Here is a 21,009-nt window from a genome sequence, read left to right as displayed (position 1 = left end):
TTATAGCTATTAATAACGACATCAGGTCAGCGCGGAGGCGGGACGCCGTATACATCTACTTTCTAAAAAAGTGTAGACGTTAAATAGCACTGGCGTTAGCCAAGGCGGTCAACGAGTGCCTCACGGCGCTGACGGACTACCCCGTAATGTTCTTGAACGTCTTGGGCGAGGCAGGTTGTCGGTCGGCGTCAAGTATGGCGCCACCGAGTGCGGCAAACTCCTGACCTAGCGCGACCAGCTTGCCTAACTGCAGCTTGTCAAAGCCGCGCTTACGCTTGGGCTTCTCGACGATCAGGCTTACTCCGCTCAACACGTTCGCTTCTTCCAAAAACGCGTCGGCAGAGGGCATCACACCCGGCGGATAGGCATTTGCGACCCGCACCGGGTTTTGGGGAGTAGCGCCCGACACCAGGTATACCTGCAGGGAAGAGTCGTAATCTGCCTCTCAGGATAACTTGCCCCTAATGAACTTTCATGGCAGCTTTCAGTATCTTTAGAAGCGTTAAAGTTATAAGGAGCAGTTCATTGAAATGTACGGCGTGCCAAGAAGGCCATTTGACACCCAGTTTTATCGACGCACTTTTTCGCAGCCATACATGTGATCACTGCGGTGGTAACTGGATATTGATCGAAGATTACATCAGTTGGAAAGAGCGCCACCCTGAACATGTATTTGACGATGGCCATATCGAAAACATCGATGCTGAAGATACGATAGGCGCGATGATCTGCCCCATGACGGGCAGTATCATGAGCAAGTTCCGAATTACCAAGGACCACGCCCATCGCATCGACTATAGCGCCAGAGTCGGCGGTGTCTGGCTCAATAAAGGCGAGTGGGAAATGCTGGTGGCGGAGGGCCTGGCAGGCAACCTGAATGCCATTCTCACCGATCACTGGCAGCAGCGCATTCGCGAAGAGCGAACCAGCGATACCTTCGCCCACCTCTATCGCCAGAAGTTTGGCGACAGCGATTACGAGAAAGCCCTGGAAATCCGCCAGTGGCTGAACGATCACCCACAAAAACCCGACCTGCGGGCGTTTTTGATGGCCGAGAACCCGTTTTCTGCCATCGAGTAGCATGACTCAGCGCCGCGGCCCGGGCGGCTGTCGCCACGTCACACCGGGCCGCCACTGCGGATGCTTCGCTGGCGCTCGTTATGCCGCCAAGATGGGTGCATTAACACGGGGCCAGGCGCTATAACCGTTCGGGCAGGCTATTGGTATTATCCAGGCGCGGTTCCTGTTTCAGCAGTTAGGCACGGCAAGCCCGAATCTCATGATCGAACTCCTTGAAACAGCGTTTTTCGGTTGCTATCTCCCGCCTGGGGTCGGCGAGATCAGGTCAGGTTTCATCCTGCCTTACACGGCCCCACTGACCAACCCCTTCGGCGATCAGACTGAGCTGGCGTACCACCAGGGCGCCGGTTTCTTCATCGCCCCCCGTGAGCTGACGGCGCTTGAATTCGCGCTTGATCGCTTCCCAGCGCGCTTTTTCCTCATCGCTTAACGTACCGCGCAGCTCCTTGAGCTTGAGCAGATTCTCTTCCGCTCCGTGGGTGAGCAGCTGCGCCTCGCCGACATAGTGGTCGTCGATGATGTCCTCAAGCTCTTCTTCACTGAGGATAGGCGAAATCTTTTCCGCCAGGCGGTTCATGTTCCGGTAACTGCCCTGCAGGCGGAAAGGCGGTTCGGTGCGGTACTCATCGGCCTGGGCGCTGGAGGCGATGTACTGCTGGTTGACGCGCAGCACCACCTCGCGCACCTTGAACATGTTCTTCAGCACGGCAACGATCTCTTCGCGCTCTGCGGCGCTGTAGTCGTGCTCGAAATCGGTGCTCGGCACGTCCCGTCCGGCGGCCATGTCGGCAAAACGGTAGAAGTCGTCCAGTCCGCGTGTCGCCAACGGCGCCAGCACCGTATTGGCGCTCATCGAGTTCTCGATATAGGAGAGCGCGAACACATCCTCCATCCCGCTCAGCACGTCTCCCAGGTTATACACATCCGCCCGGTTGGCGAGCATGTCCGGCACCTTGAAGACATCGCCGCTTTCGGTATACGGGTTACCCGCCATGGCAATGCAGAACCGTTTGCCACGCATATCATAAGTCTTGGTACGGCCGTTCCAGATGCCGTCGATACGCCGGCTGCCGTCACACAGCGAAATGAATTTCTGCAGGAACTCCGGATGCGTATGCTGAATGTCATCGAGATAGAGCATGACGTTGTTGCCCATCTCAAACGCCAGGTTCAGCTTGACCAGCTCCGCTCTGGCGGTGGAGTGCGTGGCTGAGTCCGGGTCCAGCGATGTCACATCGTGGCCAAGGCTTGGGCAGTTGATCTTCATGAAGATCAGCCCGAGACGGTTGGCCACATACTCCATCAGGGTGGTCTTGCCGTAGCCTGGTGGCGAAATCATCATCAGAAGGCCGCTGTTGTCGGTACGCCGGGTATCACCCACGGTGCCCATCTGCTTGGCCAGGTTGTCGCCGATGATCGGCAGGTAGCTCTGGGTAATGAGCTTGTTGCGCACAAAGGAGTTCAGCGGCCTGGGCGCGTACTCTTCGAGTCTCAGACGCTGGCGCTGCTCCTGGAGAATACGCTGACGCCGCTCCTGAAGCGCGGACCAGTCGCGCACGGCAATTTGCTGATGATGGCGTAGCCGCTCCTGGAAGTCGTCCAGCTGTAAAGCGAGCTGCTGCTTGTCAAGGCGCTCGTGCTGGCCCAGGAGCCCCTCGACGGTAAAGGCAAGCTCGACGCTATGCGCCGTGGTCTTGAGCCGCTCGGCGGTGTTGAGCATGGCGATGGCCTCCGGCAGGTAGTGCAGCAGCGCCTCCTGCCCTGCCTGCCTGGCATGCGCCTGAAGCCAGTGTGAGGTGATGGTCCACCGCGCGCCGGGCTGGCCCATGACCACGGCCAGCGCCTCCTGAAAGTGCCCGTAATGCCCCTGGCGCTGCATGGTAGTGGAAAAGCTCTCCACCAGGTTGGCCGCGTACTGGGTCACCGGGAAGCTATCGCCCTCTTCGGCCAGCTGGCGCACCAGAAACTCGGTGGCGCTGGCAAGCTGGCTTTGCGAGCCGCCAAGCTGGTGCGTCTTGAGGAAGGCCTCGAGCTGTGGCTTCACTTCCTGTATCAAGGCGTGAATCAAGTCGTCGTTGTCCATGATTCGACACAGAATACCCGCCGACAGGCAGCGGGCGCGCAGGTTGCGCGTAGCCTTCTCGTCGCTCGAGCGGTCGGCCCAGAACAGCATGCCGAACGCCCGGGGCAAGGGGCCGAAACCAAGCTGCCCTGCGCTTTGGCGGGCGGGCCAGAGGGTTTTCACGATCAGCGCTGCATCATGGTCATGAATGCCCTTCTCGTATCCTTCGCGATAGCGCGGCGAAGCAAAGCTGGCGATGTGACGCTGCAACTCCTCGACGTCTTCGACATTGACCTGCGGGGCCCCCGGCGCCGCCAGCTCCTGCATGAACAGGTAGGCAAGGTATTCGGCACGGTAGACGGTGCGGCTTTCCGAAGGCAGCGACATGCTCCAGTAATCCTGCAGCTCGGTCAGGCGCGAGTCCTCCAGCGGCTCATAGTACTGAGTTCCCGTCAGATGGAGCATGATGTGATCGTTACGCGGTACCAGCGTCAGATCGAGGTTTTGCTGGTTGACACTGAAACGGTGGCGCGGCCCCAGGCGAATCACATTGCCACCGGACTCGTAGATATCGGCACGGTCGCGTACGCTGCGCAGTGCCGCATCCTGGGAGGCGCGCAGGCGCCCGGCGATATCGTCCGCCTCCAGGTTGGCGCCGGCGCTGCGCAGTTCGTCCACCATGCTGCGCACCTTGGCCACCATGGCGTCTGCGGCGAAAAAGCTATGCAGCTCTTCCAGCGTTTCAAAACGTTCGGTGCGGCGCGCCACGTTGGCCAGAATTCGCTGGCTGGCCTCGGTCAAGGTGGCAACCCGGCGCTGGCGCTCGTCCTGAAGCTGCTGACGCCGGCCTTCGATACTTTCATGGGCGCTTTCACGCTGCTCGAGAATGGTGGTCAAGAACTCGTCGAATTCACCAAACTGGCTTTCCAGCTCCTGGAGCTGATCCAGCATGCGCGTCATCAACTGATCACAGTCATCGGGTTCTCGCAGCGCCCCTACCCCGTTGGCAAGGCTTTGCTCAAACAGGCGAATCTGGGCGGCAAACTGGGCCTGGGCTTCAGCGCTGCCCTGCTCGCGCAGGCGGATTTCCGCTTCGGAGCGCTGCTGGTTGATGGCAGCATAAATGCTGGAAATGTTTTCGGTAATACGCGTCTGCTCGACGGCATCGCCACCCGACATCGAGGAAAGCAGCCCCTGAATCATATCCAGGCCCGAGGTCAGCTCACGGTACTGCGCCACACACTCGGCAAGCGCCTGGCGGGTGTGTGACTCGCCCACCTGGGCCTTGAGCTCCGCCAGCGTTTCACGATAACCCTCCAACGCTTCAGGCTGAGCCAGAAAGGTGAAGGTCTGCCGAGTGAGCGATGTTTCCGCCTTGTCCAGCGCCTCGACCAGGGTTTCAAGCCGCTTCTCGTCGAGATAGCGGCGCTCGCGAAGCGCCATCAGCCGGCCTCGGTGGTCGCGCAGGCGCTTGAGATAGGTCACGAACACATCGGGGGTTTTCCAGCTGCTGGGCTTGAGCTCACGCAACAGCTCGGTTTGCTGCTTTTCTACCTCATCCAGCGCCTTGGCTGTCTGAGCGCGAATGGCCTGCACCTTTTCGTACTCGTCGAGCATCAGCTCAGCGGTATGCTTGAGCTGCTCCAGCGCTTCGTGAATGGCGCTGAAATCCGGCTCGCCAATCCAGTAGAACTGGTTCAAGGTGCGATCGACACGGCGGATAATGGCGTTGAAATGCCGCTCGTTCGCCTGCTGTTCGCCGGAGAGCTGCACGATACTGTTCAGCTCGGCAATGCCGCGCACCAGCTCAGGGTTCCCGATTCGGCCAAGAGGGGTGTCGTTGCGCACCGCGTCCTGGGCGTGGAAGCGCTCGGACATGAATGGCGTGTCCCATACCTGGATAGGATGCACCAGCGTCGGCTCATCTTCGGCATAAAAGATTGCCAGATGCCCGTTCTCCAGCAGCGCCGCGCCATGGCCCACCATGGGGGTATCCACCTGCTTGCGAATCAGGTTGTAACGGTAGAGCACCACGTGCCCGGTACGCGGGGCATAAAAGACGTACAGGACATCTTCGCCATTCGGTGAGCGCACCATCCGCTTGAAGCGTAGATCCTCTTCCGGCACTTCGTAGGTGGTGAGTTCCCCCGTGTTCAGGTAGAACCCCGAGGGAAATATCAGACCATGGTTTTCCGGAAGCTCGATCACCGAGCCGGCCATGGCATCGATTCGCTTGACGTGCTGCTCGGCACGGTTGAAAAGATAGTAACGCCACTGCTTTTCATTGAACGGCAGTATACGCACAAGCAGCACCGGCCCCAGGTCTGCATACTCGAACGTCGCATCGTCCAGCGACTGCGAGTCGGACTCCACCGGGTCGGTGAAAATTCCCTCGCCACTGCTGGTATTGTTTTCGATCTTGAAGGTGATATGGCCACGCAGGTTATCGACGAAGACAGTATCGAGAATATTCAGGTGGGGCGCGCGTCCCTGTTCCTGCAGGTCACGCCCTGCCGGCTTCCAGGGGAAGGCAAAGCGGTCAGGAAATACCAGGTCACGCTCGCCCCGGTTATCAATGTAGCGGCTGACCTCACCTTGGCCTGTCAACTCCCAGCGGAAGACGCGTACATCGCTTAGCTTCTCGCCAATCTGAAAGGCAATCAGCAGCTTGTTGTTGAGCGTCACCAACTGCACGAGGGTGGCGTGACTGTAATACTGCTGCAGCTCCTTGAAATCCCTTGCAAACTGCTCGTCGGTCAAGAAACTGTCGGTAAAGGAGGCTTCTGCAAGCTCGAGCCCATCGTCATCGTCCTTGAGATGGTAGAGAGCGAAGATATCGCTGGCATCCAGCGTCTTGCGCAAGCCAAGCTGCACGTTGAACCCGAACAGGATCTGGTCGCCGATGCGCACCATGTCACGCGCGATCGCGTTATTTTCAGTTCGCACACGCGCCCGGCCTAGAAGCGCCATGCTGCTGCTTCCGAAAACGTCCGCGCGCGCTTCGTTCAAGCGTGCAACGGAGACGTCCAGCTCATTGCCCTGGGTGCTCAGACGGCGTTGAATGGTTTCGAATGCCGTGCTTTCTCTGACGATATTCTCGACCGAAGCGTGCTCCTGCGATACCGCGTCCTTAGACATAGTGCTCATCCTGAAAAGAGTGCTCAAGCGAAACAGCAAAGACCGCAGCGATAACACATGCGGTCTTGTAAAGGCCAGGAACCATGTGACGGCATCATGCCCGTCCTGGCATTGGATGAATGGCCGCTTTTATCAGGCCGATTCTGAGGACTTACCGGGGCTCATGGCACGATTGGCAAGCCCTGCCAAGGTGGCCTGCAGCGCCGGCGATTTGTCGAGTACGCCCTGAACGGTCTTGCCATAGCCAAGGCCGGTGGCGAACTTCTCGAAGATACCGCCGTCGCCGCCTATCAGCTCGAACTTGGCGTTCTGCAGCGCCGCGGCCATGACCTTGCCGTTTTCCAGCATGCCGATGCGCTGCGCTTCGATCTGGGCCATCACTTCCTTCTCGTGGACTTCCAGGTTCATGCGGAATTCCTCGAAGTGACGCGCTTCCTCGGACATGTTGTCGTAGGCGCGCAGCTTCTCGACCAGTCCATTCGCTTCGGCCTTGGCCATCGCTTCGCGAGCCTGTGCCTTGGCGGCACCCAGCTTCTCTTCGCCCATGGCTTCGGCTTCCAGGCGCTGCTCGAGCACGCGCACTTCGGCCATGCCGGCTTCCTCGTCGGCCTTGGCCGTGGCGGTCTTGACTTCCGCCTGGGCGAGGCCTTCGCTACGCTGAGCGTGGGCACGCGCTTCAAGCACCTGCGCCTCGGCCAGGCCGTCTGCTGCGGTCAGAGCTTGATGACCACGCGCCTGTTTTTCATCAGCAGCAGCGCGTTTTTCAGCAGAGTCCAGCTCCGCCTGAGCACGGATGATCGTCTCTTCAGCCTCGAGCTTGGAGCGTTCGTAGGCCGCTTCGGCTGCGCGAACTTCCTTGGTCTTGCTCTCTTCGGCCTCGGCCTGAGCCGCGGTCAAGCGGGTGACCTTCTTCCGCTCGGCTTCGGCACGGTTGCGTACATCGTTGATGTTCTCTTCTTCCTCGGCCACGCTGCGCTCGACGGCGATACGCTGGCTGGTGATATCGGCAATTTCCTTGCGTTCCTCTTCCAGCGCCTTCTCCATGCCGATGCGCTCGATCTCTACCGCGCGCTCACGGTTGACGTCCTCGAGCTCCCGGGCCTGACGGATACGCACGTCTTCGATCTGCACCGCACGCTCACGCGCCTTGGCAGCCATCTCGATCTGACGCTGCTTGTTCTCTTCGGCAATCGCCAGCTCTTCATCGGTCTTGATGCGTGCCGCTTCACTCTTGGAGCGCTCCTGATGCAGAACCTGCTCGGCCTCGGACTCTTCCCGCGAGCGCAGGCTCTCGATTTCACGGCGCTGGCGCGCTTCTGCATCGGCCTGGGTGCGCTCGAGCTCGAGGGCGGCCTCACGGGCCGAGACGTTCTTGCGCTGGATCTCGAGTTCCTGATCACGCTCCAGGCGGTTGGTTTCCACATTGTGCTTCGCCGTGATCTCGGTGATGCACTTGATACCTTCGGAATCCAGAATGTTGTGCGGGTCGAGCGAACTCTTGGGCGTCTGCTCCAGATAGTCGATTGCGACGTCTTCCAGCACATAGCCGTTCAGATCCTGACCGATGGTCTCGACGATGGCATCGCGGAACTGCTGGCGCTCATCAAAGAGCTGCATGAAGTCCATCTTCTTGCCGACGGTCTTCAGCGCTTCGCTGAACTTGGCATTGAACAGCTCATTGACCGCATTGCGATCAGACGCTCGATTCACGCCCACCGACTTGGCCACCCGCAGCACGTCCTCGGCGGTGGCGTTGACGCGCAGGTAAAAGGCCACGCTGATATCGGCACGCAGGTTATCGCGGCAGATCAAGCCTTCCTTGCCCGTACGGTTCAGCTCGAGGGTGATCACGGAAATTTTCATGGTTTCCGCGCGGTGAATGACCGGCAGCACCATCGCGCCGGTGAAGTACACCTTGGGCGTCGTCGAAAGGTCGTTGACGATCAGAGTCTCGCCCTGGTCGATCTTGCGGTAGAACGCCTTGATCAGCGATAGAATCGCTATGCCGAGAAATACAAGACCGCCAATGATAATCAAACCAGGCATGACCCACGATAAATCCATTCTTTTTCTCCTCCAGCAGAGTAATCAGTCGGCTAAGCCGGTTGTAAAATCGTCTTCGGGCATTACCCAGTAAGCGTCTTCGTCAGCCAGATACTGAATGAGCACGGCGCGGTCGCCGCGCACCAGCGGCTTGTCGCTGCGTACCTGCAGTATGAAATGGTCACCATCCATGTAGGCATCAGCCCGGCCCCGGGTTCTATCTACACTGCCCGAACGTACCGTGCACGACGTGCCGGTCAGCCGCTGTTCGGCAGGCAGGTGGCGGGCGGGCTTGAACAGCGGCCGCAAAGGACGAATCAGATAAGAGGTGACGAACACGCCAAAAGCGAAGCTCAGCACCACCACCAGCGTGCCGAACAGCCCGTATAAAAGCCCTGCGGCCACCCACTCGCCCAGCAGCAGCTCGCTGAAATAGCTGAAGACCCAGCCAAACAGAGCCACCAGCGTCACGGCCAAGGGTAGCGGCACGCCTTGGAGCCCGAGTGTTGCCAAGAGGCCACCGAGGCCGGTCACGCCTTCGCCGCCCACATCTCCATCAGCCAGGTCACCATCGCCCATGCCTGAAAGCGAGATAAGCCAATAGATAACGGCCATCACGAGCAGCACGCTGAAGATAACGGTCGGAAACGTGGTGGTGATCGAAAAAAATAGAGGCATGCGTCTTGCATCCATGAAGACAGGGGGAGTCTCGGCCTCGCGCATTGCTGCAGAGGCGCTTTAAATATCAACGCGATAGCCAATTCATCAGGCCATGACGAATCACGTCATACAGCCCTTCAGGGCCAGGGCACTGCATTCTCAGCCAATGGGCCAAACTTACAGAATCGATAATCAAAATCAAGCAAGTGCCCTATTTTGAGATATTGCTTACATGACATATAGCGAATGTCTTACAACGAACACGTGCTTGTTTACGTTCTCGCGCCTTCGCGCTGGCTTGGTTAGCGGCTTTCAGCGCGTATAGATATATACGGCTAACGTTATGGCAATCAACACCCCCAGGCAGCTCGTCCATAGCTCTTCTTGTGTATATTGCCGCTCCCCGTATTGGTATCGGCGTTTGCCAGGATAGGCGCCGAGTGTCAGACACTTAACCAACGGCCAGCCGATAAAATAGCCCACGCGAAAAATAACGAAACTGACTACGTGGCCCAGGAACCACCCCACACTTCTGGCAAAGCCTTCGAGAATTCCTTCAATCACTCTAAGCCTCTCCTTGTCGTAAAAACCACCCTTGCTTAGTTCTGTAGCTAAAACTTGACCGGAATCAATTCTTCAATAGATATGTAATATTACGACTTTAGTATCAATAGCTCTTGCCGATAAAAACAGAGCACTTTTACTTAATATAACGCTGTTTACGATTTCTTTGCCGTAAATACCCCGAACGTTCCTTCCAAGTGAGAAAATAGAATGCTGCAGGCACTACACCGTATTTCCATAGGACGTAAATTCGTTCTGGTTCTCGCCTTGCCATTGATTGCCATGGCATGGTTAGCGGTATCGGGTATCTTGGAGCGCAAGTCGCTTGTCTCGGAGATGGGCCACCTTCAGGAGATGACCGTGCTGAGCCAATATGCCGGCGCTCTGGTCCACGAGCTTCAGCGCGAGCGCGGCATGACCGCCGCCTTTCTGGGCAGCAATGGCCAGAATTTTCGTACCGAACTGCCCGAACAGCGCAGGCAGACGGATGAGCGGATCAATGCCTTCAACACCTATACCCACAGCCTGAGCTTTGCTGCACAGGATGCTGGCGTACAGGCGCAGGTAGAACAGGCCAAGCAGCTTCTGAACGATGTGAGCCGCCTTCGCCAGCGCGCTGATCACCAGGAAATAGTGGGCGAGCAGTCCAGCACCTACTACACCAGCATCAATAACCTCCTGATCAATATCGTCAGCAGGTTGACCTTCAGCGTGGAAAACGGAGAGATCGTCAGGCAGTTGAACGCCTATTACAACCTGCAGAATATAAAAGAACTTGCTGGTATAGAGCGCGCCTTGTTGACTACCGCCTTTAGCACAGACGCCCTCTCCGCCACCATGTACACCAATCTTCTTTCGCTTACAGGCCGCGCCGATGCCTATACCAGCAGTTTCAACAATCTCGCCAACCAGGAGATCCAGGGCGAGCTGGCAGACGTCTTGTCCAGTGACCTTGCAAGGAACCTGGCGGCCATGCGTGGTATTGCAGTGGAGCGAGGCATCGCCGGCAACTTCGGGGCTGATCATCAGCAATGGTTCGAACAGCAGACCCGCCTGATAGATCAGCTAGGCGAGATTGGGCGAAAGGCATCAAGTGACTTGATCGAAACCGCCCAGGGCTTGCGTGATCGAGCGGTCAGCGGCCTGGTGTACTATCTGGCGCTTTCGGTAGCCGCCGCGGGGATCGCGATTCTGCTTTCCATCCTGATCGTGCGCAGCATCGTGCGCCCCTTGCAGGCCGCGCTGACGAATATCCAGACACGTGGCGGCGACCTGACCCAGCGCCTGGCCGTTCCGGGCAGCGATGAACTTTCGCAGCTGTACCAGGCCTTCAATCAATCGACCATTGAAACAGAAGCGCTGGTGGCCAGCATCAAGCAAGGGGCAGAGTCCGTCGAGGTCGCCAGCAAGGAGATAGCGAAAGGCAATGCCGACCTGGCGCAGCGCACCGAAGAGCAGTCCGCCTCGCTGGTGGAAACGGCGTCCAGCATGGAGCAGATTACCGCAACGGTCAGGCAGAGTGCCGATACCGCACAGCAAGCACGCCACTCTACACAGGAGATGGCCAGCCAGGCAAAAGAAGCCAACGATATCGCCGAGCGGGCACGGGTGGCGATGGATAAGATTTCTCAGGCCAACCAGAAGGTTACCGCCATCGTGGAAGCCATCGACGGTATCGCGTTTCAGACCAATATCCTGGCCTTGAACGCTTCCGTAGAAGCGGCCCGCGCAGGCGAGCAGGGCCGGGGATTCGCGGTGGTCGCCTCTGAGGTGCGTAACCTGGCCAGCCGAAGTGCCGAGGAAGCCAAGCAGATTCGCAAGCTGATTCACCACAACGTCGAAAGTATCCAGGAAGGCGAAAATCTGGTGGCTTCCACCGGCGAAACACTGAAAACCATCGCCGAGCGCGCCCAGCATACCGCCGCGCTGGTATCGGAAATATCCGCCGCGACTAGCGAGCAGTCGTCCGGCATCGAACAGATCAACCAGGCCCTGACGCAACTCGACGAAGTCACCCAGCAAAACGCCGCGCTGGTGGAACAGGTGGCCACGGCGAGCCGCTCGCTGGATGACCAGGCGGGGGATATGGCGGATATGGTGGGGCGTTTCAAGGTGACAGAAGGCAATGGTTCGCTGGCACTGGCGTATCAAGGGTATTAGTCAGCGAAGCGTCTAACAGTGCGTTCCAGCATGTAAGATCGCATTAATACGCTAGTGCCATGAGATGGAGAACGTGCAGGCGGCGGGACATGAGAGCGGCGCTGAATTTATTTCGCCCCGCCGCCTGCAAAACTGAGTTCACTCGGTGAAGGCCGTGCCACCTGCCTCACTCCCGGCAGCGCTGCGCACTGCTTCGCCCACTGAAGTGGGCTCCCACAAAACCAGCCCGGGTGAGCAAGCAGCCTACACAGGCGTACCACTCCCCGACACATCGACACAGCCGGTTTTGTGGGAGCTGAGTTCACTCGGCGATGGCCGTGTCACCTGCCTCACTCCCGGCAGCGCTGCGCACTGCTTCGCCCACCGAAGTGGGCTCCCACAAAAGCAAGCAGCCTGCCCAGGCGTACCACTCCCCGACACAGCCGGTTTTGTAGGAGCTGAGTTCACTCGGCGATGGCGGCGCTAGCCGCCCTTACTCCCGGCAGCGCCGTGCGCTGCTTCGACGATGTGTCAGACCACCATTAAAAGTGGGTTCCTATCCATCAGCAGGCTACTGAGTGGCGCAGAGTAAACGGCCTATGGCTAGTTCTGAGAGGCCGCCCTCAACACGATGTTCCGATATAAAAGCGCCATGGCGATAATAAAGAACACTGAAAGCACAAAATCCAGAATAAATTTCAGGGGGAGACTGTAAAGGTCGATTAACAATAAATCCGTGATGACCATACCGATGCCTGGCAGCAGCGCGGCAAGGGTAAAAACACTTAGTTGATAGCGCTGAGAAAGCTTCCAGGCTACTCGAAACGTTATACCTTGGTTCAGAGCGATCCCCGGAAACACCAACGCGAAGCGGCTAAACAGATACCCTGCCATCAACATGACCAACCAGGACCCAATGCCTGGAATAAACCCCAGAAAGGATACCGGTATGAGTAAGGCTATAAGCCCCAGTTGATGAAGCAAAAACCGTGTTTCTCTTTTTCTCCAAAACAGCCCAAAACCAAAGCCGTTTACGTTATCTTGTAAAACCGTCTGAATAACGATAATAGCTAGCAGGGTGTATGAAACCAGGCTGATAAACTCGGCGAACCAATGGGCTGAATAATAAAAAAATAACGAGAATGGCTCGTTCATACTTAGCGTCAGCGTTAAAAGCTCAGCAGCGAGCGCCAGGATCAAAGGCCCGATCAATGCTTTATTAAGAGAGCGCATATAACAAAACAGAGAAGAAAAAGATTCACGCAAAATATTTAAAACCATCACACTGATCGCTTTCCTGATATTGAGAACTGCCCTCTATTTAGAGCGCACAGGAAATTAAGTATACATTACATATAAGCCATACCTTTATCCCTCAGGCACTTTTTCTTGCAGCATCGTCCATGTATGTTCTCGCTGCTGTTTGATGGCGCTATCGAGAATATCCAGAAGCTTTTCGTAATCATCCGGCATGGTTTTATCCAAACCGTGCACTTCGACGCGATCAATGGTTGCCTGGGTTTCGCGGATAAGTGCTTCCAGCTTATCGATAACCTGTTGTTGCTGTTGACTATTCATAAGCGGTTATTTCCCAGTACGAAGACAGCTAATAAAAAAACGGGGCCTTTCGGCCCCGTTAGGTACGTCTCAATCAGCGATGTAACTAACCGATTAACCCAGCAGAGAAAGAACAGACTGCGGAATCTGGTTCGCCTGAGCCAGTACGGAAGTGCCGGCCTGCTGCAGGATCTGCGCGCGGGTCATGTTGGCAACTTCTACGGCGTAGTCGGCATCTTCGATGCGCGAACGGGCAGCGGAGAGATTGGTCTCGTTGGTGTTCAGGTTGGTGATGGCAGACTCGAAGCGGTTTTGAATCGCACCGAGATCTGAGCGCAGAGAGTCAACCTGGTTCAGAGCAGCATCCAGTGCTTTCAGAGGGTCTGAAGTGGCTTCACTAACAGTAGTCGCATCAAAAGTTAGCTCATTACTTTCAGTCTTGTAAACCTGCTTACCAGTATTATCAGTTACGTTGCCATTTTCATGCGCAAAGTAGGTAACAGTGGTGGTTGTTTCATCGTCTGCGGTGAAGTCGCCATCAGCGTTCACATATTGTTCAGCACCACCTGCCGTAACTTCACCGGCAGCGTCAACAGCATAAGCAGTACCATCTAAAGTGACAGTATGTGCGCTACCTGCAGTTTCAGTTGCAAGTTTGCTAGCGCTAATCGTAGCACCCGTTACATCGAAGTCCGCACCATCACTTGTAAAGGTGGTACCACCGACAGAAATGCTATCGCCAGCCACGTTTTCTAATGCATCGACTACGTTATCGACTGTAGCTGCAGCAGTAGTACCACCCTGGTTTTTGGTAAGGTTGCCGTCACCATCCAAGTAGAGCGCAGCGTTATCATCAGCGGCCCGCATTGAGCCATCGCTGCTGATAATAACGTCTTGCTTGCTACCACCAATGGTGACAGAAGCCGTTTTCGTTTCACCTGTTGCTGGTGTGAGGGCCGATTTGGCATCAGCAGTAGCTACGCCATTAGCATTGAAGCTGAATGAATCGCTAGCTGCATCATAGGTGTAATCGCCTGTAGCTGCGGTATTGAGCCCGTTGTTAGCGCCAGCAAAGGTCACAGTATCGCCATCTTCCGCTTTAGCAAAAAGATTTGCGGAAGTAGCTGCTGTGTTAGCGACCGTAGTGGTCTTGTCGTATTGGGTTGTACCATCGACAGGAGTGCCTGCAGTGAAGCCTGCAAGAGTCAAATCATCAGCCGTGGCCGCTTTGTTAGCGACTTCGCCTTTACCATCGACGTTGAAGCCTTTGAGACCAAGCGTTTCAGCATTGATTTCTTCGAGATTCACGGTGATGGCTTGACCATCGTTAGCGCCTACCTGAATTTTCACACCCTGGTCGGAAGCCAGAACTTTAACGCCGTTGAATTGGGTTTCATCGGAGATACGGTTGATCTCAATCAGACGCTGGCCGATTTCGTTCTGGATGGAGGTCAGGTCGTCGGCAGAGTTGGTGCCGTTTTGTGCCTGAGTGGTCAGCTCACGAATACGCTGCAGGTTGTCGTTGATCTGGTTCAGCGAGCCTTCAGCGGTTTGCGCCAGAGAAATACCGTCGTTGGCGTTACGCTGAGCCTGGGCCAGACCAGTGATCTGGGCGCTCATGCGGTTGGCGATGGCCTGACCGGCAGCGTCGTCTTTCGCGCTGTTGATACGCAGGCCAGAAGACAGACGCTCCATGGAAGTCTGCAGTGCAGACTGTGACTTGGCCAGGTTGGACTGGCCAATCATGGAGGTGATGTTGGTATTGATCACTGACATGGTGGTATTCCCCTTTCTTTAAGACTGGCCATGTGGCCCGCTGTTCGGCGTGTTGTGCGCCGTTATACTTATTAACGGCACCGCCAGGAAAACCTTTAGGGGAGTTAGTAAAAAAAGATGTAACGCTTGGTAACGGCAGGAGTAGAATAATGGAGGCTGGGAGGTGCTGGCGTAGCTGTTTGAATTAATAGGTTGATCAAGTGGTTATGCCATTCAGCGGCCTTACCCCGGCAGCACGGTGTGCTGCTTTGCGGGTGCCTCGCGGTGCTCGTTACGCCGCACTACTCGGCGATGGCGGCGCGAGCCACCCTTTCCCTGGCAGCGCTGTGCGCTGCTTCGCCCACTGGAAGTGGGCTCCTACAGTAAGGTGGCGAAGGTAGATAGCCTGGACTCCAGGCTCTAGAAGGAATTATCGCTTACGACCTAGCTGAGCATCCATGGCATCGAACTGCTGGGTCAGGTATGAACTCATGCTGTTCATTTGCGATACCATGGCATCCAGCTGGCTGAACTGGGTGCGATAGCGCGCAATCGTTGCGTCGATGCTTTTTTCCATGCGTGCAAAGCGGGTATCCAGGCTTTTTACGTTGCTTTCAGCGCCTGCAATTGCTCCTTTCAATACGCCGTTGCTACTGCTCATTCGATCAATGGAGCTGTTTAACTTGCCTGCTAAACCGTTCTCTTTTTTATCGCCAGCAAAAAACGCGCTGAGCGCTTGCGGGTTGTCGGCAATCAGCTTATCAAGCTTGCCATCTTCGACCTTCAGTTTGCCATCAGGCTGCAGCGTAATACCCAGTTGACTCAACGTAGAAAACTCTCCGCCTTCAACACCTCCGGTGAGCACACTACGTAGACGAGACTCGATAGTGCGAATTACCCTATCACCCAGTAATTCGCCTGCCGCTCCGCTTTCGGCATCGAAGCTTGCAAGCTTGCCCATCGTGCCTTTCAATTCGTTAAACGCCTTGACGAATCCGTTGATGGCTTCTCGCTGCTTCAGGGTATCACGCTCGATATTGACCGTACTGGTTGCTTTTTCGTCTTCGGCAATGCTTAGCTCGCCCAGGTTGAGTGTGACGCCCTGAATAGCGCCTTCCACCTGGTTTTTCGCGCTGGTGATGGCGATGCCGTTAACCGTCAACGAGGCGTCTTTCCCTTGTTGCTTGGCGCCAACTTCTGTCGCTTCGCCGAACGGGCCTGTAACGTTTGCACCTTCTGCATCTACAAAGCTGAAGCTATCGATGGAGGCATCTTTGCCAGTGGCCTTGGAACTGAGTGCCAGGCGGTAGCCTTCACCATCATTGATGATTGTGGCATTGACGCCTGCCTCTTTATTGGCGTTGATGGCATCGCGAATAACGTTGAGCGAGCTGTCGGCGCCAAGCTCGATATCGACTGATTCGCGGCCTCCGAAATTCAGCTTGAGTGCGGTGGCACCCTGCAAATCAAGGGGCTGGTCCTTTTCGGCAACACGGCTGCCAGCCAGCGAGCCGGAGGTGGCCAGTTGACTGACTTCTACCCGATAACTCCCTGGCAATGCACTTGCCGAGGTAGTAGCCTTGATACCATCGCCACGTACATTGGCGGAAAGGCTTTGATAAAGCTTCGGATCATTGACCTTGGCAATCGCATCCTGAAAAGCATTGAGTGACGTTTGCAACTGCCCATAAGCAGAAATCTTGGCTTTTTGATCGGCTTTCTGCTGTGTAATTGGCTCCAGTTTACCGCGCTCGGCTTTCTGAAGCTCTTCCAGCAGGCCGGTGAGATCTAAACCCGAGCCAACACCAAGGGAGGTAATCGATGCCATCCGTACAGTCCTCGCAGACACAAAACATGAATTCTATGAATCATATCGGCTGAATTAAAGATAACTTTAATGCCTATTCGATTCGTATCCGCTTGGCTACATGTGCCTTTGCGGTAATCAGTTAGCCGCCTTATCACCCAATTGAGGTGCCGATCATATCGCTGCGGAAAATCAGCCGTTGCTGATGAAAATAGCGGCTAGCCGCCAGCATCTGCTTTTCCAACATGCCTAGCTGCGCCCATTGCTGCTGAAGAAGCGGGTCGATGTCTTGATTAGCAGCTAGCGCCAACTCGAAACTCTGCGTTGGCGTTCTTGCCAGAAGCTCTTTATTGGCCTTAGCCGTTTCTTTGCTCCAACCCCTTGAGCAGGCATCTTTTCTAGAGAAAAATGCTGGGTTATCTGCTGATTGGCTCGACGCATCAGTGGGCGACTTGCCTGTGTCGACTGGTACCTTGTTGCATGCTGGCATGTCGTCCGCTCCCTTGATAGCTACATAGCTGTACGCATAATGACTGTACACATGCGACGTATGCTGGCTTCTTGATATAGTTAACAAACTAAATTTTCTGCTGATTCAATTACCTGACCGCCTTGTTTAAGTTAATTTTATAATATATTAACTCACCTATCGTAAAGCTTATGTTTAATTATGAAAAAGACACATGAGTCTGACAAAGAGGCGCCATCAACCTCCTAGATGATAATTGTTAATTTTTCAATTCAAGGGTGGCATCTATTATCAATATAGGCTGAAACAAAATTCTTGCATTTGCGTGAAATATAGGCCGATTACTCACAGGAATCGTGAATCATACCTTGGTCTAATACGCACACTACTCTACACTATCTGCAGTCCACTTTCCGCAACGCCTGCAGGATACGCACGATGCTTGCTCAGTACGCTCACGATGCCAGTCAAACGCCCTCGAGGAATGCGCAACGCCGCCTTCGTCATTGCCTCTCCTGGGTAGCGCAAGCGCTCTATGAGAACGGTCATGTGCTGGAAAGCATCACCTTGGAGCAGCGCGGCTTGAACCAGCATGAGTTGAATATCCTGCACGCGAACGCACCTGAATGGGCAGCTTGTCAGCAGGTTCTGGAAGAGAGTGGCGCGGTTACCTTCAATGGCTACGGGCGCTTCGTGCTGACCGCCCTGGGCCGTGAGATGATGTTCGACATGTTCGGCCAAGGGGCAGCCGACTGCGCTTGAGGCTTGGCGCCGAACGGCGCGCACAAAAAAGCCCACAGGCGTTGCCTATGGGCTTTTTTATTGGTGCGATTAACGCAGGCCGAGCATTGAGAGAATGAACAGTACAACGACGATCAGACCTACGATATAGATGATATTACGCATGTCGGCGCTCCTTGCTAGTTTGCGTTTTGGGTGAAATCAAAGGGTTGCTTACATCTCGGTAACGCCTTCAGCCTAGCAGGCTTTTCGGCTTTTTGCGTAATCGAGGCCTATTTTATACCGAGAACATGTTTATTTTGGCTCGTGGGGCCTATGCTTGGGGCTGTTCGCAGGCGTGGGCCTCATACGTATCAATGCCGTATGCAAGGAGATAGCTTATGCAACCCCGTCGCTGGCTAACCTGCTGGGCCTGCATCGTGCTGGGAGTCCAGAGTGCTCAGGCGCAGTGGCCTTCACCCGCTGCCTTGGCCGCGATCGATGAGGCCGCCGGCGGGCTGTCGCGCCTGCACACGCTGGTGGTAGCGCATCAGGGCGATATCATTCACGAGTACCACCAAGGTGGCCCGGGCGTGGCCGCACCTGCCAATATCAAGTCACTTTCCAAGACGGTACTGGCGGCGGTCACCGGCGCGGCAATCGAAGAAGGTATCATCGAATCCGTCGAGCAGCCCATGGTGGCGCTGTTCGGCGAGCACTTGCCGGCAGGGCTCGACCCGCAGGTGAACGACATCACCGTAGCGCACCTGCTTGCCCAGCAAGCCGGGCTCGAGCGCACCTCGGGCGATAACTATGGCGCCTGGGTGGCAAGCAGCCACTGGGTCAACGATGCCTTGACCCGCCCATTCGTGGATGAACCTGGTGGGCGAATGCTCTATTCCACCGGCACCAGCCACCTGCTCTCGGCGGCGCTGACGTATGCCAGCGGCGAGACCACGCACGGCCTTGCGCAGCGACTGCTGGGCGAGCCGCTGAACATCACCATTGTTCCGTGGCTGCGTGACCCGCAGGGCATCTACTTTGGCGGCAACGATATGCAGCTTTCGCCGCGCGCCTTGATCAAAGTCGGCGAGCTTTACCGCAATGATGGAGTGGTCGAAGATACGCGCCTACTACCCGAAGGCTGGGTAGAGGCTTCCTGGACCCCGCGCGGCACTTCCCCATGGACCGGCGACGGCTACGGATTTGGCTGGTTCATCACCCAGCTGGCCGAAACGCCCACTTATTACGGGCGCGGCTATGGCGGTCAGGCGCTGTATGTGATCCCAGAGCGGGCCATGACTATCGCCATCACCTCAGACCCGACACCGCCTTCGCCGGGCGGGCAGTTTCAGCAGCAGTTGAATCAGTTGGTGGAGGAGCTTCTGATGAAGCAGGAGTAGGCCATGCCGCCAATGATCAAGTGAATTAAGCACTCATTGCTGCGCGTCATGGTGCTCTTTTACCTGAAGTTTGGTGCGAATGAAGTCCCCGTGGCTGACGTGAAGCAGATCCGCCAGGCGGCGAATGCGGTGCTCCTCCAGCGGGTCGATGCTGCCATCGGCCCAGGCCAATTGCCACATCAACGCTACCAGCTCGCAGCGCTGGGCGTAGCTGTAGTGCTCCTTGACCAGGCTGACGAACTGGTAATGATCCACCGCTTCTTCCACTTCCGCTTCGGCAAGCGCCATCAGCTCCTCGACCTCGCCCTCATCCAGCCGGTAGCGGCAGGTCAGCATCTCTTTCAGCGCTGCCCGTTCGGCGTCGCTTGAGTGGTAGTCGGCACGCATGACTTCACATAAAAGGGCCGCGGTGGCCAGTTCCAGCGTCAGTGTATGGTTGTCTCGCTGCTCGGGCTCCGCCAGGGCACGTTGAAAAAAGTGGGTAATCGCATCCAGCATGAGGCTATCTCCTGATGATACGTGCATCCAATCCTTCGACGACAAACGTCCCGCAAAGTGCCCAGCGCGACACTCACCTTCACGACTTCCGCTTGGCCAACTGCTCCTTCAACTGTTTGGGCACCTGCTTGATGATCAGCCGGTCCTGGCCTTCGTCATACTCGATACTGGACCCCAGAAGGTGCGAGTCGAAGCTGATGGATACACCACCGGCACGACCGGTAAAGCGGCGAAACTGACTGATGGTGCGCTTGTCCGGCGGGATCTCGGCGGCCAGGCCGTAATCCACGTTTCGAATATGGTCGTAGAACGCCTTGGGCTGCTGTTCGTCCACCAGCTCCGAGAGCGCTTCCAGGGTCATGGGCTCGCCACGGCGCAGCTGCTCGTTGGCGTAGTCCACCAGGGTGTCGGTTTTCTCCCGACTGGCGTCTTCGCCCAGGTCCTCTTTCTCGACATAGTCGCTGAAGGCCTTGAGCAGTGTGCGGGTTTCCGCCGGGGCGTCGATGCCCTCCTCCATGCCCAGCAGCGCCGTCATGCCTTCGGCCAGCTTCTTGCCGCCGCGGTCCTTGAGAAACGAGATGTACTGGGTACCCGGCGTATCGCTTTGCCACTGGGTCAGGTTGATACGCGCCGCCAGAGTCAGTTGGCTTACATTGAGCTGGGCGGCGGGCACGGCCTGGTGGGCCTCTCCAATGCCGATCCCCTCGCGCTGATGCACCAGGGCCATGAACAGGGTTTCGGTATCGCCCTGGCGGATATGCGCCAGCAGCAGGTAGCCGCTCACCGACAGCTGTGCCTGAAGCTCACGGGCCAGACGCTCGGCAATGGCGGTGGAAAGCTGGGTAAAGTCCTGCTCGCCGGCCAGGTAGGCCCGCAGCCAGGCAAGCAACGGGCCTGCCTGGTCGCCCTGCTCGGCAAAGCTGCCCCAGCCCTTGGCCTTGGTGTTGTAGGTATCGTTGAGCGTATTCACCAGACTCGCCATGACCGGGTCGTCGCTTTGTGCAGGTGCCGGCGCGGCGGTCAGCGTAAGGCGTTCGCCATCAAGCGTCGGGTCCAGGCGATGAACGATGCTGTGCAGTAGCGGCATAAGCGGGTATCAGCTCCAAAGGTTTAA

16 protein-coding genes are annotated in these 21,009 nt (G+C 56.6%); 4 read left to right on the top strand and 12 right to left on the bottom strand.

Translation table 11 applies throughout. From position 1 onward, the window contains the following. Nucleotides 1–136 precede the first annotated feature (136 nt). The gene (locus tag HW452_RS14335; protein WP_224106779.1) at nt 137–409 is read right to left on the bottom strand and encodes a hypothetical protein; all 273 of its coding nucleotides are present in this window, start codon (nt 407–409) and stop codon (nt 137–139) included. Between the two features lie 65 nt (nt 410–474). Here HW452_RS14335 and HW452_RS14330 point away from each other — a divergent pair, with 65 nt between their 5' ends. Further along, nucleotides 475–1,080 (top strand): zf-TFIIB domain-containing protein, encoded by a 606-nt coding sequence (locus HW452_RS14330; RefSeq protein WP_224106778.1) that lies wholly within the window; start codon nt 475–477, stop codon nt 1,078–1,080. 265 nt (nt 1,081–1,345) lie between these two features. On the opposite strand, the gene HW452_RS14325 is transcribed toward HW452_RS14330, so the two are convergent. The 4 genes from HW452_RS14325 to HW452_RS14310 form a co-directional block, all read right to left on the bottom strand. Continuing rightward, on the bottom strand, nt 1,346–6,280 hold the full coding sequence (locus tag HW452_RS14325) for a DNA repair ATPase (protein WP_224106777.1): 4,935 nt from the start codon (nt 6,278–6,280) through the stop codon (nt 1,346–1,348). Nucleotides 6,281–6,412: 132 nt separating this feature from the next. Next, the gene (locus HW452_RS14320) at nt 6,413–8,344 is read right to left on the bottom strand and encodes a flotillin family protein (RefSeq protein ID WP_224106776.1); all 1,932 of its coding nucleotides are present in this window, start codon (nt 8,342–8,344) and stop codon (nt 6,413–6,415) included. A gap of 24 nt (nt 8,345–8,368) precedes the next feature. Next, nucleotides 8,369–9,001, bottom strand: a complete 633-nt coding sequence (locus HW452_RS14315; RefSeq protein ID WP_224106775.1) for a hypothetical protein — start codon at nt 8,999–9,001, stop codon at nt 8,369–8,371. 294 nt (nt 9,002–9,295) lie between these two features. Next, the gene (locus tag HW452_RS14310; protein ID WP_224106774.1) at nt 9,296–9,547 is read right to left on the bottom strand and encodes a hypothetical protein; all 252 of its coding nucleotides are present in this window, start codon (nt 9,545–9,547) and stop codon (nt 9,296–9,298) included. A 210-nt stretch (nt 9,548–9,757) separates the two neighbouring features. Here HW452_RS14310 and HW452_RS14305 point away from each other — a divergent pair, with 210 nt between their 5' ends. Further along, entirely contained in the window at nt 9,758–11,707 is a 1,950-nt protein-coding gene (locus HW452_RS14305; protein ID WP_224106773.1) for a methyl-accepting chemotaxis protein, read from the top strand. 582 nt (nt 11,708–12,289) lie between these two features. Here HW452_RS14305 and HW452_RS14300 read toward each other — a convergent pair. From HW452_RS14300 to HW452_RS14275, 5 genes are all read right to left on the bottom strand, one after another. Next, complete coding sequence (locus tag HW452_RS14300) at nt 12,290–12,970, bottom strand: hypothetical protein (RefSeq protein WP_224106772.1); 681 nt, start codon at nt 12,968–12,970, stop codon at nt 12,290–12,292. Between the two features lie 84 nt (nt 12,971–13,054). Then, complete coding sequence (locus tag HW452_RS14295; RefSeq protein WP_224106771.1) at nt 13,055–13,264, bottom strand: hypothetical protein; 210 nt, start codon at nt 13,262–13,264, stop codon at nt 13,055–13,057. 93 nt (nt 13,265–13,357) lie between these two features. Beyond that, on the bottom strand, nt 13,358–15,019 hold the full coding sequence (locus HW452_RS17670) for a flagellin (protein WP_317986359.1): 1,662 nt from the start codon (nt 15,017–15,019) through the stop codon (nt 13,358–13,360). Between the two features lie 409 nt (nt 15,020–15,428). After that, complete coding sequence (fliD, locus tag HW452_RS14280) at nt 15,429–16,826, bottom strand: flagellar filament capping protein FliD (RefSeq protein ID WP_224106770.1); 1,398 nt, start codon at nt 16,824–16,826, stop codon at nt 15,429–15,431. 133 nt (nt 16,827–16,959) lie between these two features. After that, nucleotides 16,960–17,295 carry a hypothetical protein gene (locus tag HW452_RS14275; protein WP_224106769.1) on the bottom strand — a complete coding sequence of 112 codons (336 nt, stop codon included), beginning with the start codon at nt 17,293–17,295 and terminating at the stop codon, nt 16,960–16,962. Between the two features lie 417 nt (nt 17,296–17,712). Here HW452_RS14275 and HW452_RS14270 point away from each other — a divergent pair, with 417 nt between their 5' ends. After that, nucleotides 17,713–18,036, top strand: a complete 324-nt coding sequence (locus HW452_RS14270; RefSeq protein WP_224106768.1) for a hypothetical protein — start codon at nt 17,713–17,715, stop codon at nt 18,034–18,036. 359 nt (nt 18,037–18,395) lie between these two features. Continuing rightward, the gene (locus HW452_RS14265) at nt 18,396–19,397 is read left to right on the top strand and encodes a serine hydrolase domain-containing protein (RefSeq protein WP_224106767.1); all 1,002 of its coding nucleotides are present in this window, start codon (nt 18,396–18,398) and stop codon (nt 19,395–19,397) included. A 33-nt stretch (nt 19,398–19,430) separates the two neighbouring features. Here the strand turns inward: HW452_RS14265 and HW452_RS14260 are convergent, their stop codons facing one another. Beyond that, nucleotides 19,431–19,895 (bottom strand): TerB family tellurite resistance protein, encoded by a 465-nt coding sequence (locus HW452_RS14260; protein WP_224106766.1) that lies wholly within the window; start codon nt 19,893–19,895, stop codon nt 19,431–19,433. 79 nt (nt 19,896–19,974) lie between these two features. After that, nucleotides 19,975–20,982, bottom strand: a complete 1,008-nt coding sequence (locus HW452_RS14255) for a nucleoid-associated protein (RefSeq protein WP_224106765.1) — start codon at nt 20,980–20,982, stop codon at nt 19,975–19,977. Between the last annotated feature and the right edge of the window lie 27 nt (nt 20,983–21,009).

Source organism: Vreelandella aquamarina (assembly GCF_020075495.1).
Lineage (GTDB): Bacteria > Pseudomonadota > Gammaproteobacteria > Pseudomonadales > Halomonadaceae > Vreelandella > Vreelandella aquamarina_A.
This window is presented reverse-complemented; position numbering and strand designations above follow the sequence as displayed.

Coding starts and splice junctions, on each gene's coding strand:
- HW452_RS14330 (WP_224106778.1), top strand. CDS start 475: ATGGCAGCTTTCAGTATCTTTAGAAGCGTTAAAGTTATAAGGAGCAGT.
- HW452_RS14325 (WP_224106777.1), bottom strand. CDS start 6,280: ATGTCTAAGGACGCGGTATCGCAGGAGCACGCTTCGGTCGAGAATATC.
- HW452_RS14320 (WP_224106776.1), bottom strand. CDS start 8,344: ATGGATTTATCGTGGGTCATGCCTGGTTTGATTATCATTGGCGGTCTT.
- HW452_RS14315 (WP_224106775.1), bottom strand. CDS start 9,001: ATGCCTCTATTTTTTTCGATCACCACCACGTTTCCGACCGTTATCTTC.
- HW452_RS14305 (WP_224106773.1), top strand. CDS start 9,758: ATGCTGCAGGCACTACACCGTATTTCCATAGGACGTAAATTCGTTCTG.
- HW452_RS14295 (WP_224106771.1), bottom strand. CDS start 13,264: ATGAATAGTCAACAGCAACAACAGGTTATCGATAAGCTGGAAGCACTT.
- HW452_RS17670 (WP_317986359.1), bottom strand. CDS start 15,019: ATGTCAGTGATCAATACCAACATCACCTCCATGATTGGCCAGTCCAAC.
- fliD (WP_224106770.1), bottom strand. CDS start 16,826: ATGGCATCGATTACCTCCCTTGGTGTTGGCTCGGGTTTAGATCTCACC.
- HW452_RS14275 (WP_224106769.1), bottom strand. CDS start 17,295: ATGCCAGCATGCAACAAGGTACCAGTCGACACAGGCAAGTCGCCCACT.
- HW452_RS14270 (WP_224106768.1), top strand. CDS start 17,713: ATGCTTGCTCAGTACGCTCACGATGCCAGTCAAACGCCCTCGAGGAAT.
- HW452_RS14265 (WP_224106767.1), top strand. CDS start 18,396: ATGCAACCCCGTCGCTGGCTAACCTGCTGGGCCTGCATCGTGCTGGGA.
- HW452_RS14260 (WP_224106766.1), bottom strand. CDS start 19,895: ATGCTGGATGCGATTACCCACTTTTTTCAACGTGCCCTGGCGGAGCCC.
- HW452_RS14255 (WP_224106765.1), bottom strand. CDS start 20,982: ATGCCGCTACTGCACAGCATCGTTCATCGCCTGGACCCGACGCTTGAT.